This is a genomic window from Mesorhizobium sp. WSM4306 (genome assembly GCF_007003975.1).
Classification (GTDB): Bacteria; Pseudomonadota; Alphaproteobacteria; order Rhizobiales; family Rhizobiaceae; genus Mesorhizobium.
On sequence record NZ_VFTC01000021.1, the window covers coordinates 89,433 to 104,126 of the forward strand.

Here is a 14,694-nt window from a genome sequence, read left to right on the forward strand (position 1 = left end):
CGTTCAGCACCACTTGCCGTGCTCGTCGAGCCCGACAGGCCAATAAGGCATGCACGCGATCAAACGGACAAGCTCGGTCTCGCCGGCGTCGACCAGCCATTGAAGCAGAAGGTACTCGGGCCGAATCTTCTCCGTGTCCGGCATCATCGCGTTGCGGTTGGCGCATTCCAGCCAGATCACACGAACGATCCACACAACACGCGGGTCGGATGCCGGGCCGGCCATCCGGTTGTTGAAGGCCGCTTCCAGTGCGTCTTCCTGCGAAAGGCCCTTGTTGCGCTCGGCTTCGACTGTCCCCTCCCACCACGGAGCGGCTTCGTTGTATGCCTGTTGAATGAGCTGGCAATAGGCGTCGAACAATTGCTGGTAGTCGGCAGCGGCGGCGGCATGCGGCTTGTCCGCCGTGTACCAGCTGGAGTGCGCTCCCACATCGAACATCGCCGTGAGCAGGCGCTTGATGCCGGTCTGGGTATCGTGAAGGGTGAGGAGAGCCATCTAGACGGCCTCCTCGAACTGATTGAGACCGACAGGGACATAGACGATGCCGGCGACTAGCTTGTGCAAGTCGGGGGCTTTCGTCTTGATGTCCAGGATCAGCAGATCGACCGGACGACGATAACCGATCGGATCGCCATTGTCGTTGGTTCCCCAAAGCTCCTCAGGCGGCTTTTCGGGAGGCGGCTGTTCGGCGGCTTCAAGAGCGTCGTGGTTCAGGTCGTCGATTTCGAGATAGTAATTTCGAAAGACTGCCAAGACGCGCGGATGACCCGAATAGCCGGTCGGCCACCGATTGGAAACATCAGCCGGAACCGGATCGCCCAGCTTTTCGATGCCTGCCAGCTTCTTCCACCATTCCATCAACTCCGGTTGCAGAAGCCGGAGCTCATCGATGTAAGCCTGCTGGATCTCCTCATACGATCGCATCACATCTCCTCTCGGCTGTCCTATGCTCCGGGATATTTCGACCGGGCATATGCGTCAGCTTGGCTGCCTTGGCTTTGCGCATGCTTGCGACAATGCGGTTTAACGCGATCCGTTTCGCCCATGTGTTTGAGAAACGCATCCGGCGACTTTTCCATATGGCATCCGCCCATCGCCCAGGCGACGGACAGAGGAGGCTGGTGATCCGGCGTGAAAGCTTCTTTTTCCACGCTGCCGTCTTCAGCCATCTTCGATTCTTGGTGCACCCTGCCGCGCTTACGGTCGACGACAATCAACGTGCCGTTGGAGTACTGGTTCGCGCCATTCACCTTCGAGATCAGTGTATCCCAGACGCCGGGATTGTTCGGAAGTTTCGCGCACTCCCAGCAAGGCCCACCCATGGTCTTGTCATAGTGCGGCTTATTCAGCGGCGCCCGGTGTTTTTCCTGATCGTAGGGCACTGTACAGGGCACCCCGGCCTTGTCTCCCAGCACCTTGTTGAAATCCACGATTGCCTGAGCATCGACGCAGTTGGGCGGGTCGCTCATCTCGTTCTGGCCCATGGTATCGCCATGTCGCGCGACGCCCTTGCCTTCGATCTTGACGACAAACGACCAGAGTTTGAACGTACCCTTGCCCTTGGTCTTATGGGTGATGACGCCACCACCCTGGGTGCCGGCTTCGTCGCCCGTACTGGTGGCGACTTCGGACGCATTCTCAAGCGCCGTCGGATTGCCCTGTATCTTGACGCTCTTGCTGCCTTTGGTGAGGTCGCTGGCGGAAAGCATATTGACGTAGGGGACAGGGACCGGGCCGGTTGGCGGTGGCGGTGGGCTCAGGCAAACGTCGCCGGGCGCAACGCCTTGACCGCCGCTTCCCTTGTGGAAAAATCCCATGCCTTCCGCGTAGACGCTGTTGCCCATGGCCTAGCGCGCCTCCGTCTCGCGTCGTGGAGCTCGCATCGCCAGCAGCCCGTTCGCCGCCAGATCGTGAATATCGGCGAACCTGAATTCGTTGACCTCCCAATCCTCGCACCAGAACACGATTTCGCTCGGAACGGCCCCTGCAACTGGCTGTGCCACATCGGCAAGACGCTCAAGCAGGCGCGCCGGAAGCCAGTGCTTTTCGACGCATCCGTCGATGAGATTGACCAGTGCATCGAACCACGGATCGGCGGGGTCGGGCACCGGGCCTAACCGCACGATTGCGAAGGGGTAACGTCGGCCGACGCGATCCTCGCTCATGCGCCACACACCGGCGCAGGGCTGGTCGCCGAAAATGCCCGCCTGGACGATGAAGCGCCACACACGCGGATCGAGCTCGCCCTCGTCTGGCCTCTCACGCAATTCCATCGACATCCAGCGGTCCCAGCGGTCGATGAAAGTCCGCGGAAGATTGGCAGCGACGAAATCTCCGGTCGCCGGAATCTTGCCGAAAAAGCCGGTGTTCAGATCTGCGGCGGACATGAGAATTTCTTGAACATTTCGAGGTTGTAGGGATTTTCGACGCTTGCCGCCTTGAGCTTGAAGTCGGCGTACATGCCTTTCGTTCCCAGCCGCAGGCTGTAGACGTCGGACAGCGAGGTGCCGGTGAAGCGGCCGCCGCGCAGCATCCTCAGCCACGCCCAGCTTCCGGTCTCGTTGAGCATGATCTCGGGCGAGCCGTCGATCGGCTGAAAGGCGAGCGAGATGACACCGGTGCCGTCCTTGCCGGGCCAGGTCATCGGCTGCGGCCGCGTCGCATTGTTGAAATAGACCAGGTTCTGGCCGTCGAGATTGAGGGTGACGCGGGTGACGTTGGGCGACAGGTCCGTCGGCTCCAGCGTGAACGCCATCACCGGACCCTGACCACCCGGGAAGAGATCGTCGCGGATGCGCCGGGCCTGCTCGAAGGCGGCAAGCGCCGACGGGTCGAGGCCGAAATCGGCGCGCCATTTCCATGGCTGCGCCGAGGTGTCGACATAGCCGAGCAGATGGTCGTTGATGAAGCTGTCGATCATGCCCGCTGGTCCAAACAGGCGGGCGAAGTCACGCACATTGACGTCGACCGCGCTGTCGGGGCTGAACGGATAACGGTCGTTGAGCGCGGCCTGGCAGAAGGGCAGGATGTCGGCGCGCCATATTGCGTTGAGCTCGGAGGCCACGGCCTTCTGCGTTAGCCCGCTGGTGTCGCCGGCGATGCCACTCAGCCAGGTGTTGACGGGGTCGGGCAGGATCTGCGCCTGCCTGGCGACGGCGCCGGTCAGCTCGGCCAGCCCGCCCTGTTTCTTGATCGCATCTTGCGGGTCGGGATTGGCGGTCACCGTCTGCAGCACATTGGACAGCGCCGTCAGCGCCACCACTGCGGCGTCAAGCGCCGGCGGCTGGCCATCGACCTCGGCAATCGTGCTCTTGAGCGGCTTGAAGTGCTCGGCCACCAGCGTGCCGGTCAGGTCGACCTCGCTCGCCGAGCCGGCGCGCGGCAACAACTTGGCGCCGGTCTTGACGATCTTGCCCAGCTTGCCGAGTTTGCCCAGCAGTTTGGAGCCGCCCTTCGCCGCCGCCTTGTCGTCGGTCGCCGGCGCCTCGTCGGAGCGGGTAAGGTCGACCTCCTGGACCACCGCCGTCAACAGCCGCTTTAACGCTGAATCGGCGCTGGACAGGTCCTTCAGATTCTCGCTGGCAATGTTGAGGTCGCTCAGCGGCGCCAGCCGCATGTCGCGCAGGAAGCTGTCCCACTGCGCGATGTAGTCGTCATAGTAGAGCTTCAGAATGTCTTCCGACAGCGCCGACACCGAGGTCTCGGAATTCTCCGAGCAGCCGCCGGCAAACACCGCGCGGTCGAGTGCCGCCTGGGCGGCGACATCCTCGACCCGGTCGAGTATCGCATCGTGGAAACCGTCATAGGTAAAGGCGCCCGATATGCCGACGCGCAGCGTCTTGTCCGAGCGTCGCGAAAACACCTTGGCGCCGTTCGGGCCGGCGAAATTGGCGGGGATCCATTCCTTCAATCCGGCCACCGCCGGATCGGCCAGCAGCTGCTTGTAGGCGCGCGCCGGCAACGAGATCGTGCACACCGTCTTCAACGCTTCGGCGACCAGCGCCTGGTCGGGTGCGATGTAGCTGTCGTCGACCGCCATGCGGCGGATCGCAGCCAGCTGGTGTTCTTCGGCATCGGCGGTCGGGAAGGGTGCGGCCGGCGCGAATTCGGGCAGGTCGTTCACCCACCAATTCTCAACGAAATCGGAGTCCATCTGCGACAGGCCGGTCATCATGCGGTAGGTCTTGAGCGCGCCAAGCATGAAATCCGGATCGCGGATCTGCCGCCACATCGTTGCTTCGAGCAGCGCCACCATGCGCGGCTCGAGCACGTTGCGCAAAGCGTGGTCATAGGTGTCGGTCTGCGCCCGCATTAGCTCGGCGGAAGCCGATGGCCCGAGCAGATCTTGCGCCTTGTCGGGAGGCGCGGTCCTGGCATTGGCGACCTCGTCCATGGCGTTGAGGGCAACGTCCATCGCCGGCTGCTGCACCGAGGCCGGCGTCGCGGCCGCCGACGTCAGCGGCGCCTGCAATGCCTCGAACTGGCCGGCCTGCGCGGCAATCGCATTGCGGTTGTCATAGTAGGACCAGGTGAACAGCGAACCGGCCAGGATGGCGGCAGCCGCGCAGGCAGCGGCGGCACCGCGCCAGATCCAGCTGCGGCGGCGCTGCGCCAGCGGATCGAACGTGCCGAGCCCGGCCTCCTTGAAGATCACTTCGGTCAGAAGGTTCTTGAGGAAGAAGCTGCGCTTCTCAAAACGCTGCGTCGGCATCGAGCGTCGCGCCGGCAGGCCGAAAGAAGAGGCGAGTGCTGCGGTCAGCCGGTCGATCGGCGCGCCTTCCTGGGTCGCCGAGGTCAGATAGAGGCCGCGCAGCCAAGCCGCCTCCTCGTAACGGCTTTCGCCGAACATCGCCTCGACCAGCACCTGGATCGGCTCGGACAGGCTTTGCAGCTGTGCGGGAAAGCGGAAGATCTCGGCCCGCTCGGCGAGCTTGTCCTCATCTTCCAGCCGCGGCACCAGCCGTTTTTCGAGCTCTCGCGACAGGGTGGTGATTTCGCCCGCGATGGTCTTGGCGTCGACGCGCGCGTCGAGAGGGAAGGTCGTCCCCCACACCTGTTCGCGCGCCAGCGTCGACAGGCCGCCGAAGAAAGCCTCGAAGCCTCTTATCAGATCGGCCTTGGTCAGCATGAGATAGACTGGCAAGCGGATTTCCAAGCGCTCTTCGAGCTCGGCCAGTCGCCTGCGGATCTTGCGGCCATGCGCCTTGACGGCTTCGTCGCCCTCGGAGAGCGCATCGATCCCAAGTGCGACGATGACGCCGTTCAGCGCTCGCCGGCCGCGATGCTTCTTCAACAGGTCGAGGAAGCCCAGCCATTCGGCGGCGTCGACATCGGGCTGGCTCTCCTGCTGGACATAGCGGCCGGCAGTGTCGATCATCACCGCGTTTTCGGAGAAGAACCAGTCGCAGTTGCGGGTGCCGCCGATCCCTTGCAGATCGTCGGTCAGGTCGATCGGAAAGTTGAGCCCGGACTGGCGCAGCGCCGTCGTCTTGCCGGTCGCCGGCGGGCCGACGATCACATACCACGGCATCTCGCGCAGGAATTTGCGGCCGCCGAGCTTGCGCCGCTTCAGCTCGACCATCACGTCCTGGAATTTGGCGCCGACGGCGGCGACGTTCTCCTCGCCGGGGCTGAGCCGCCTTTCCTCGACGGGTGCTGCGATCTCGGCGACGAACATGCGGTTGGCGCGGATCGCGCGGCGCTGCGCGACGATCAGCCAGATCAGCCAGAAGATCACCAGAAGCGCGATGATGACGATGCGCACCGTTTCCGACGCCATCGGCACATAGTCGCCGACCCGCACGATCGGGCCGAACACCCAGATGATCAGCGACAGCAGCGCCAGCCCGATCAGCGTCCACAGGAAACGCGATGTCAGGACCGCCCAGAGGAAGCGCAGGATGAACATGTCACAGCCTCTTCTCGACCAGCACTTCGACGCGGCGGTTGAGCGCACGGCCTTCCCGCGTGGAGTTGTCGGCCACTGGATCGCTTTCGGCGCGGCCTTCGGAAGTTATGCTCTCCTTCGGCACGCCGGCTTGTATCAGAAGCTCGGCTATTGTCTCGGCGCGCGCCTCCGACAGGCGCTGGTTGCTGGCAAGCGGGTTCGATCTTTGCAGGCGCACATTGTCGGTATGGCCAACAACGGTGATCTTTCCGATCAGGTCCTTGTTGTCCAGGATCACCTTGGCGATTGACTCGATCAGGGGCTCATAGCCCTGGGTGAGTGTCGGACGCGACGATTGGAAAAGTTCGGGGCTGGAAGCCTGGATAACGAGCTTGGCCAGCGAGACGCTCTCCGTGCCGCTCAGAGCTCTTCTCGTTTCCGCCGGCGCTGCCTTCTGAAATTCCGGTAGCAGCGCATAGTCGACGGCAACCGGCAGAGGCGGCGGAGCGTCGGCCTTGGGTGCCGCGCGGGTGACGTCGGCGCGTGTCGGCGGCGGCAAGGCACGCACCAGCGCCGAAAGCTCGACCGCCTGGCTGCTCAGGCCCATCGACAGGCCGACATGGATGGCTGTGGCGATCACCGCTGCCGCCACCGCCATCACCCAGATCGGCACGATGAAGCGCTGCGGTTCGTCGGACGCGATCACGCCTCTCCAGTTGGGCGACAACGGTGCGCCTTCGGCGTCGCTGTCGCGCAGGAAGCGCGCCGCCGCCACGCGCACGGCATTGAGCGAGCGGTCGCCGGAACGGCCCGGCACCCGGTATTTGCCGCGAAAGCCGAGCGCCATGCAGTGATATTGCAGCTCCAGCATCTCGCGGTCGCGGTTGGGGTGGCGCTCGAGCTCTTCGAGGCGGGCAAAGAATTGCGCGCCTGCGTCGACGTCACCGCGCAGCATCACCACCAGCGGCTGGCGCGGCCAGGCGCTGGCGCCGCCCCACGGCGTGTTCAGCGCGAGGTCATCGAGAAGCGCCGCCACCAGCCACGCCGCCTGGTCGGCGCGCTCGAGCGACGAGCCTTGCGCCATCGTGGCATCGCGGCAGCGCACGAGCTCGTCGAGCAGCCTCGTGCGCAGCGCTTCCGGATTTTCCGGCGGCAGCGCGTTTTCCAGTTCGGGCGCAAATTCCAGCAAGGGTGAGAACGCGTTGACGAGCACGTTCGGATGCGCACGCGATGAGCGCTTTGCTGTCACACCCGAGGCCGGCAACGGCATGGCGCGCGGCGTCGGCGCTCCGCTCAGACGGATGCGCGTACGCTCCCGATCCTCGGACAGTCCGAATGGATCGTCCCTGCTCATCATCTCACCTGTTGACCGAGTAACAGTCGACCTGCGGTTCGCTGGGCAGTACGCCCGAAACGCCGATCACAAAGCCGGGCGCTTCAAGCAGCGAGGCCCAATGCTCGCTTTTCTGGTCGAGCTCGAGGCATAGCCGGTCGCCGTCATAGGGAATTTCGCGCGGCTGCGAATGCAATGGCTTCAGCGGAATGCCGGGCAGGCGCGATTTCCACAGCCCTTCGAATTCGCTGGCCGAACCGACCGTCGCCTGATTGACGAAAATCTTGCGCAAGGCATCCTCCGACAGTTCGGAGCCGATCCGCACCACGATCCGGCTCGCCACCAGAAGCTTTGGGTTGTCGATGCGGATCTTCCACACATTGGTGGCATGCCGCATGACCGGCAGCGCGCGCGATTTCGGCTCGATGTAGCGCAGGCTGAGGATCAGCGAGCGCAGCGCGTCGGCCAGTGCCGAATAGGCCGGGCCTGGCGCCATGTGGTCGTAAACAGGCAGTTCGCCGAGCCGCCGCGCGCTCGAGCCGTAGGTCGCCATCGAGCCGGCAAGGCCAGCAAGCTCCATATAGACCTCGGCCGGATGGAAGACGTCCTGCGCCAGCATATGCGCCAGCCGCGGCCGCGCGGCGTTGACCAGATTGAGGATCAAAAGATCCTCGACGCTGCGCCCGGGGCCACCCAGCACCATCTTGCCATGCGCCTCGGCGATCTGGTCGAGGCCGGTGACCACCTCCTGCAGCAGGCGGCTGTACCAGGAGGCCGCGCCGATGACCAAGGTCGGCGGCAGGAATGTATCGTCGAGCGCCACGCCGCCATCGGCGCGCACGCCCTTGAGCTCGCCCACCGGCAACGCGGTGTAGCCGCCGACCGCCGTTCCCGGCGCCAGCAACAGTGCCTGCGGCCGCGCGATCTCGATTTCCTCCGGGTCGGAGCCGCCATGCACGGCGTCGCGCACCGACACGATCCGGCCGCGATAGCGCGCGCCGGAGGGCTCGGCATGGGCAGGATCGAAGCCGACGCCGCCGGGCGGTTCGAGCGGCAGCGCGATCAGCACCGGCCCCGCGCCCATCTCCGGCGTCACCGCAAGCGGCCGCGGCGCATCCATCGTTTCGGGGATCGCAAACGGCGTCCCGTCGGGAAAGATGCCGCGCGCCGAAAGCACCGAGATCTGGCCGGCATCGAGCAGCGCCTGATCGAGCGTCAGCGTCCGAAAGCCGAACGTATGCAGATGCCCGGCCTGCAAGGCGCCGCGCACCGTCGCCTCGAAGAAGCGGTCTTGTTGCTGGAAATGCTGGGTGCGCAGGAAAAGCCCCTCCGACCACAGCACCCTGTTTGCATCGCTCATGCCGGCACTCTCTGCTTCCTGCTCATCACATTGGCGCGGCTTTGCGGACCTTTCGCCGCTAGGCGGAAATGCCGCCGCTGCCGAGCTTCACATTGACGGTGAACTTCGATCCCGGCGAAACCGACTTGGTCGTGCGCCAGGTGCGTCCGGTGGGTTCCCTGATCAGCGCGACGAAGCCGAGCGCGGCCACTTCGGGTTCGACCGTGATCGTCTTCGACGCGGTCTTGCCGGGCCCGACGGAAATCGTGTCGGAGCCGACGAGATCGCCGCCAAGGGCCGCGCCAGCACCGCCCTGCAGGGCAAAATAATCGGCCGAGTTGAAGGCGCTAGTGCTCTTCAGACGCAGGACCATGACGGTCACCGGCCTGTCGCCGCCGCCCGGTCCAGGGTTCATGCCGGCGCCGCCGGCCAGATTGACCGTTATGACGGATGGTTTAGGCGGGCCGCTCTGGCAAGCCGTCAGCAATCCTGTCGCGCCCAAGGCAAGAATGAATTCGCGTCTGTCGATCATGTCCTAGTCCTCCTCATAAGCGTCCCTAAAATCAGCGCCGATTTCGCCCAGAAAGCGTGTCTCGGCGCTGTGAGCGATTTCACGGTGGCGTTTCTGGTACAGTTCCCAGAGCTTGGCGCCGCGCCCGCCGGTCAGCAGATTGCCGATGGGCGAACTCGACTTCAGTTCCTGCTCGATCGCTGCCGGATCGAAGCGGTCGATCATGCGCTTGAGCGCGCCCTGCACGCCGCGCCAGGCGCGAACGTGATGCTGCGCGAGATCGCGCACCGCATCCTTGATCGCCGCTTCGGCGCCGAGGAAACCGGGGCTGCGGTCGGCCAGGATGGTCACCAGCGCATCGTCGACCGAGGGCAGGAATTTGAGCGGGTTGACTTCGGATGCGCCAACCACGGTTTGAGCGACGCGGGCGTTGCCCTTCTCTTCGGCGCGCTTGCGCAAAAGCTGCATCAGCCCTTCCATCATCAGCCGGTATTCGCGGCCGAATTTCTCCATATCGGCCACCGGATCGCTGCCGGGAAAATCGGCCTCGTCCATGCCCATGCCGCGCAGGAAGGCGGCGCGCAATTCCGCGTCCGACGGTCCGGCTGACAGCCGCGCCGCGACCTGCCGAACGGGGGCGCGATGTGGGGTCGGGGCTGGCGTTGGCGGCGATGGCTCGGCCGGGCGGACCGGCAGATCCCACGGCGCCGGAGAGGGAGCAGGCGAGGGCGTATCGATCGCGCTTTTATCCGTCACGCCTGCGTCAAGGCTGGTGGTCTCGGCAGGGCCAAAACCGAAGCCGTCATCGTAGGCCGGCGGCTTTTCGGAACTGGATCTGCTCGGCTCTCTCGACAGCGGCGTGGAGTCGAGGCCGAAGGGGTCGTCGAACAGCGGCTTGCCGCCGCCTTTGTCGGTGGCGGCCCCCGGCGCCGGCGTCGCCACCGGGTCGAGGCTGAATGGATCGTCGAACGCCTGCGAGCTGCGTTCGTCGGAGCGCGCGCGCGCGAATGCGCCGGGCACCGGCTTCTCGAACGGATCGGGCAGGTCGGCGGGTCGCGGCCGTCCCGGCTCTTCTTCGGTGGTAGACGAAAAGAAATCGTCGCCGCCGAGGCTGACCGGCGCCCGTGATGCCGCCAGTCTGGCATCCGGCACCGAAGGCCTGGAGGCCGGCGGTTCGGTCGTCGCTGTCTGCAGGTCGACCCATACGACATAGTCGCCCAGCCGCAGCCGCATGCCGCTTTGCAGCCGCGCCGAATTTCCCGCGCCGAGCGGGCTGGCGGCATCGTCGATGAACAGCCCGCTGCTGGAGGTGTCGGTGATGAAATAGCCGCCCTGCTTGCTGGTGATCTTGCAGTGGGCGCGCGAGACGAACATGTCGGGATCGTTGATCTGCCAGTCGGCGTCGGCGCTGCGGCCGATCACCAGTTCACCCTCGTCCAGCCGCGCCTGCCGCGTGACTTGCGCGCGTGGTCCTTGTTCGAGCGTCAGCAGCAGGCTCATGCCGCCACCTCTTCCCGCCAGCCGACGATGGTCCGCAGCCGCATGTCATCGGCATCTCCCCGCTCAGGATTGCGCGCCAGCCAGGTGGTGCGGGCGAGCTGGACGGTGCCGAGCTTCGCCGGCGGCACTGCCTTTGCCGCAAGTACGATCCTCAGATCGACATCGATGGTCTCGCCGATCAGGTCGCGCACCGCCTGCTTCAACAGCTTCAGCCGCTCGCCGCCCGGCAGGAAGGCCTTGTAATCCTTGTAGCTCAGCGCGCCGATGCGCAGCTCGATCCGGCTCTGCCGGCTGAAGCTGCGCGGGCCGATCGTGGCGCTTCGGCCGAGCGTGGCATAGCTGCCGGCAAGCCGCGTCTGCAGCGCCTTGGGGATGGTCAGCCAGGCGGCGACAAACTCCTTCAGCACCACCGGCACCTTGAAGGCTTCGGCGAGGAACAGGGTCAGCCGCTCGGGGCCGTCGACTTGGGCAGCGAGCGAAGCGGCCTGCCGAAGTTTTACCGTATCGAGTTCGGCATCCTGCGTGCCCGGCAGACCGATACCGGCCATCGCTTCCAGCATGGAGCGGACGCGGCCGCCGACCCCGCGTTCGACCTGCACCGCCGGATGCGCATCCGCCCAGGCGCGATAGTAGAGCGCAATCATCCGGTGCTGCAGGATGTTGACGAAATCGACGAAGGTCGTGTCGCTCGTCTGCCGTGCCTCGGCACCCGCATACCAGCGTTGCGACAGGCGATCGAGCACCCAGCGCGTCAGATGCAGCGGCATCGGCCCTTCGGGGCCGAGCAGGCCGAGATTGTTGACCGTAACGCGCGCCGGCGACTTGTCCGTCGGCTCGCGAAAATCCACCACATCCTGCACCGCGAAGGACAGCCGCACATTCTGGCCGAGCCTTGCCGGCTCGCGGTCCGGCCGGCCGGAATGGCCGAACAGGCCGCCTTGCCGTTCCAGCCGGCGCAGCAGTTCGAAGAAGTCGAAACTCTCGGACAGGGTTGCGGCTCGCTCTAGATCAGGTAGCGATTGCCGGGCGTCATCGGCCATGGCACATCCTCCTGTTTCTGGAGCAATCGCGTGCGGGTGCGCACGAACCCATTGATGCCGGCATGACGGGCAAACAGCCGCGACAGCAGACCCGACAGCAGCAAGGTGCTTTGTCCTGCCAGCACCGACTGGTCGACATGCAGCGTCACCTCGGTGCCGCGCCCAAAACACATCGGTCCTTCGATCGCCAGCCTTTCGATCACCGCGCGCGAGTCGATGCGCACGATCGAGCGCACATTGCGGGCAAGCCCGGGATCGCCGCGCTCGGCATAGAGATCGAGCAGCGCGTGCAACGGATCGACGCCGCGGCCTTCCTTGGCCAGGCTGAGGAAGTTGAGCGCCAGCTGCGACACCAGCCGCCAGGCCAGGTCGTCGGCGCGCGACTCGCCGTCGGCTCCGGCCGGCAGCGCCGCGGGGATCGCCGGCTGCGGCGAACGCAGCGCGCCGAGCAGCCGGACCGTCTCCACCGGGTCGCCGGCTTCCAGCGTCAGGGTCGGTGTGTCGTCGAGGATGGCCAGGTCGCGGTTGGTGCAAAGCGCCACGATGTCGACGCGCTTCAGCGGCCGGTTGGCCTGGCTGTGGACCGGGCGCGAGATCGCCAGGAAGACGTCGTCGCCGGCATAGGAGGTGCGCGTCACGCCCTGGCTGCGCTCGTCCTCGGTTGGCCGACGCGGCCGCCGCTCGGTCGAATAGACCCAGCCGCTGCCACGGTTTTGTCCGAGGCTGAAGAGCTCCGGTATCTCCGCATCGGGACCTTCGGCGTCAGCATCTTCGACGCGGACGACCCGGTAGATTTCAAAGTCGCGCGCCCGCGTGCGGTCGGCGTGCAGCACTTGGCGCGTCTTGCGCTGATCGAGCTCGATGACGTTGCACTCGCGCTCGAAGAGATTGATGATCGGCGTCGCGAAAAGTTCGAAATCCGCCGGCGTCAGATCGGCGAGTTCCGGCACCGGACGCCTGAACAGGAAGACGATCTCAAGCCCCGCCTGGCATTTGCGCACCACCGGCTGCAAGCCGGTTACGCGCGCATAGTGGAAGCGCTCGGGCATCATGAAATATTCGCGCAGCAGGCGGTAGCCTTCGAAGGTCGGCCGCGTGCGCGGCATCATCGCCTCGGCATCGGCGATGCCCACCATCTCGGGCGCCGGCAGAGGCGACAGCGGATTGGCCTTGCCTTCAGGTCTTGCACCGACGCTCGCGCAGACGCCGAAGATCGCGTCGAACGTCAGTGGCGCCTTGGTGCGGTTGGCGAAATAGAAGTCGAGCCGGTCGAGCGCCAGTTCGTCGAGCTTGCCCTTTCCTGTCCGGGCAAGCGTGATGCGCAGTGCGGCTTCGCCGCCCTTGCCGCCGATCGGGCCAATGCCGGCGGCGGCCAGTGCGCTGCGATCCTGGAAATAGCCGACCGAACTGATCGCGATCGGAAACAGCGTCATGTCCTGCGCGGTGGTGAAGGTGCAGCGCGTCGACAGGCCGGCCTGCAGGCTGGAGACCAGCCGCGTACCGCGCTTGACGACATGACCGGCAAGCATGGTCTGGACCTGCTGGCCGGGCTTCAGCACCACCATGGCGGTTGCCGGCGCCGGCGTGACGAGATCGGGATAAAGCACGTCAAGGATGGCGCGCGAAAACCGCGAGCGTTCGGCGTCCACCTTCAGCCGCGTGCGCGCGGCAAGGAAGGCGACGCCGTCGAGCAGCCGCTCGACATAGGGGTCCGGACACGGCACGGTATCCAGCGACAGATTGCGCGCGACGGCCGGATGCATGTCGGCGAACTCCGCCGCCAGCCCGCGTATGTGGGACAGTTCTTCCTCGTAATATTCTACGAAGACCCGGTCCATCTCAGGCTTCCCTGAACTCGGTGCGCGCCAGGCCGTTGTCGAGATTGATCGTCGTGCGCAGGCGCATGCGCTCCGGCGTCGGCGTCATGATCAGCACCGCGTCGATCTCGATTTTCAGACCGGTCTTGTCGCCAAGGTTGACCGAGACCTTCGTCGCGCTCTCCTTGAGCCGCGGTTCGAAGGTGGCGAGCACGGCGCGGATTTCGCGCGCCAGCACATCGCGATCGAAGTCGCGCGACGAACGGCCGGAGAAGGACGGCACGCCATAATTGACGACGCTGCGGCGCACCTCCGGAAAGTCGTCCAGCGCTGTCGGGCTGTCGGTCATCTGCTCGGCCTCGAGATCGGAAAGCATGGGCGTCGATTCGAAGCGTTCGGTGTTGAACAACGCCTCGATGTCGCGCCGCACGGCCTCGCGCAGCACGTCGGGCGATACCACGATGCCGCGGCTTTCAAGTTCGCCGCGGTGTCGGTTCTGAAACGCCAGCCGGTGCAGCCGGCGTTTCTGATCGGGGTTCAGCGCATCGTCGGCGTCGATGCGCCTCGGTCCGTCCGCCAGCAACTCGTCGAGGCGCTCCTCGCCGAGTTCGTCGTGCAGAGCCTGCCTGAGCCCGTCTATCTCGGAACTCAGGCCGGGCAAATCGTTGACGAGGCGGTCCCAGAGCGAAGGCTGTACTGCCTCGCGCTTGGCCCGTGAACCGCCCGCCTGTGCCTTGTCCGCGGCAGGGCGCTTTGCACGCCCCTCACTTGCCGACATAGACATCCATTTCGGCTTCGTCATTGTCGTCATAGACGAACTTGATCTTCTTGTAGGCGAAGGAGACCTCCTCCTGGATCAGGTCGGCTTCATCGTCGGCCTGCGACATGTCGTATTCCATGATCGAGGCATCGGTCAGGGTGACGACCAGATAGTCCTTGCTCTCGCCGTCGATGGTCCGCCGCGCCGAGAACTTGACCTCGTCCAGCGCCTTGTTCTCGAACAGGGCCTTGGCGAGATAGGGCGAGGCCTTGTCATAGTGCTTGGTGAATTTGATCATGCCCATCGACACGCGGCCTCGGCGCGAGAGCGAATTGGGGTCATAGGGCGCGACCATCTTGTAGTCGACGCCATGGATCTCGATCTCGTCGTCGTGGCCGTCGCGCGTGCTGGGGCCCTTGATATCCGGAACTTTCAAAAAACCGTCGATCTTCATTGTGGGCATTTTCGTTCTCCACCGCTTTCAACAAAACAAGGTTGGTTGCTGCA

The 14,694-nt window shown here is 65.0% G+C and carries 13 protein-coding genes; all 13 read right to left on the bottom strand.

Going from position 1 to position 14,694, the window contains the following annotated elements; all coding sequences use genetic code 11:
* Window positions 1–3: 3 nt before the first annotated feature.
* The 13 genes from FJV77_RS22600 to FJV77_RS22660 are packed head-to-tail and all read right to left on the bottom strand — an operon-like array spanning window position 4 to window position 14,641.
* The gene (locus FJV77_RS22600) at window positions 4–495 is read right to left on the bottom strand and encodes a hypothetical protein (protein WP_142868827.1); all 492 of its coding nucleotides are present in this window, start codon (window positions 493–495) and stop codon (window positions 4–6) included.
* Complete coding sequence (locus tag FJV77_RS22605) at window positions 496–924, bottom strand: hypothetical protein (RefSeq protein ID WP_142868828.1); 429 nt, start codon at window positions 922–924, stop codon at window positions 496–498.
* Between the two features lie 20 nt (window positions 925–944).
* Complete coding sequence (locus tag FJV77_RS22610; protein WP_142868829.1) at window positions 945–1,844, bottom strand: DUF4150 domain-containing protein; 900 nt, start codon at window positions 1,842–1,844, stop codon at window positions 945–947.
* Between the two features lie 3 nt (window positions 1,845–1,847).
* Window positions 1,848–2,387 carry a type VI secretion system-associated protein TagF gene (gene tagF / locus FJV77_RS22615; RefSeq protein ID WP_142868830.1) on the bottom strand — a complete coding sequence of 180 codons (540 nt, stop codon included), beginning with the start codon at window positions 2,385–2,387 and terminating at the stop codon, window positions 1,848–1,850.
* A complete protein-coding gene (gene tssM, locus FJV77_RS22620; protein WP_142868831.1) occupies window positions 2,369–5,908 on the bottom strand; it encodes a type VI secretion system membrane subunit TssM in 3,540 nt (1,179 codons plus the stop codon). Before tssM ends, tagF begins: the two co-directional genes overlap by 19 nt.
* 1 nt (window position 5,909) lies before the next feature.
* Complete coding sequence (gene icmH, locus FJV77_RS22625; protein WP_142868832.1) at window positions 5,910–7,241, bottom strand: type IVB secretion system protein IcmH/DotU; 1,332 nt, start codon at window positions 7,239–7,241, stop codon at window positions 5,910–5,912.
* Between the two features lie 4 nt (window positions 7,242–7,245).
* Window positions 7,246–8,580 carry a type VI secretion system baseplate subunit TssK gene (gene tssK / locus FJV77_RS22630; RefSeq protein ID WP_142868833.1) on the bottom strand — a complete coding sequence of 445 codons (1,335 nt, stop codon included), beginning with the start codon at window positions 8,578–8,580 and terminating at the stop codon, window positions 7,246–7,248.
* Between the two features lie 58 nt (window positions 8,581–8,638).
* Window positions 8,639–9,091, bottom strand: coding sequence for a type VI secretion system lipoprotein TssJ (gene tssJ / locus FJV77_RS22635; RefSeq protein WP_142868834.1), 453 nt, complete (start codon window positions 9,089–9,091; stop codon window positions 8,639–8,641).
* Between the two features lie 3 nt (window positions 9,092–9,094).
* The gene (gene tagH, locus FJV77_RS22640) at window positions 9,095–10,570 is read right to left on the bottom strand and encodes a type VI secretion system-associated FHA domain protein TagH (protein WP_142868835.1); all 1,476 of its coding nucleotides are present in this window, start codon (window positions 10,568–10,570) and stop codon (window positions 9,095–9,097) included.
* A complete protein-coding gene (gene tssG / locus FJV77_RS22645) occupies window positions 10,567–11,610 on the bottom strand; it encodes a type VI secretion system baseplate subunit TssG (protein ID WP_142868836.1) in 1,044 nt (347 codons plus the stop codon). Before tssG ends, tagH begins: the two co-directional genes overlap by 4 nt.
* Window positions 11,574–13,448, bottom strand: coding sequence for a type VI secretion system baseplate subunit TssF (gene tssF / locus FJV77_RS22650; protein WP_142868837.1), 1,875 nt, complete (start codon window positions 13,446–13,448; stop codon window positions 11,574–11,576). Before tssF ends, tssG begins: the two co-directional genes overlap by 37 nt.
* Before the next feature lies 1 nt (window position 13,449).
* Window positions 13,450–14,205 (bottom strand): type VI secretion system baseplate subunit TssE, encoded by a 756-nt coding sequence (gene tssE / locus FJV77_RS22655; protein ID WP_112565916.1) that lies wholly within the window; start codon window positions 14,203–14,205, stop codon window positions 13,450–13,452.
* Complete coding sequence (locus FJV77_RS22660) at window positions 14,192–14,641, bottom strand: Hcp family type VI secretion system effector (RefSeq protein WP_023673716.1); 450 nt, start codon at window positions 14,639–14,641, stop codon at window positions 14,192–14,194. The genes tssE and FJV77_RS22660 overlap by 14 nt, the downstream gene beginning before the upstream one ends.
* Window positions 14,642–14,694: the final 53 nt, after the last annotated feature.

Coding starts and splice junctions, on each gene's coding strand:
- tssE (WP_112565916.1), bottom strand. CDS start 14,205: ATGTCGGCAAGTGAGGGGCGTGCAAAGCGCCCTGCCGCGGACAAGGCA.
- tagF (WP_142868830.1), bottom strand. CDS start 2,387: ATGTCCGCCGCAGATCTGAACACCGGCTTTTTCGGCAAGATTCCGGCG.
- FJV77_RS22605 (WP_142868828.1), bottom strand. CDS start 924: ATGCGATCGTATGAGGAGATCCAGCAGGCTTACATCGATGAGCTCCGG.
- FJV77_RS22610 (WP_142868829.1), bottom strand. CDS start 1,844: ATGGGCAACAGCGTCTACGCGGAAGGCATGGGATTTTTCCACAAGGGA.
- tssM (WP_142868831.1), bottom strand. CDS start 5,908: ATGTTCATCCTGCGCTTCCTCTGGGCGGTCCTGACATCGCGTTTCCTG.
- tagH (WP_142868835.1), bottom strand. CDS start 10,570: ATGAGCCTGCTGCTGACGCTCGAACAAGGACCACGCGCGCAAGTCACG.
- tssG (WP_142868836.1), bottom strand. CDS start 11,610: ATGGCCGATGACGCCCGGCAATCGCTACCTGATCTAGAGCGAGCCGCA.
- icmH (WP_142868832.1), bottom strand. CDS start 7,241: ATGAGCAGGGACGATCCATTCGGACTGTCCGAGGATCGGGAGCGTACG.
- tssF (WP_142868837.1), bottom strand. CDS start 13,448: ATGGACCGGGTCTTCGTAGAATATTACGAGGAAGAACTGTCCCACATA.
- FJV77_RS22660 (WP_023673716.1), bottom strand. CDS start 14,641: ATGAAGATCGACGGTTTTTTGAAAGTTCCGGATATCAAGGGCCCCAGC.
- tssJ (WP_142868834.1), bottom strand. CDS start 9,091: ATGATCGACAGACGCGAATTCATTCTTGCCTTGGGCGCGACAGGATTG.
- tssK (WP_142868833.1), bottom strand. CDS start 8,580: ATGAGCGATGCAAACAGGGTGCTGTGGTCGGAGGGGCTTTTCCTGCGC.
- FJV77_RS22600 (WP_142868827.1), bottom strand. CDS start 495: ATGGCTCTCCTCACCCTTCACGATACCCAGACCGGCATCAAGCGCCTG.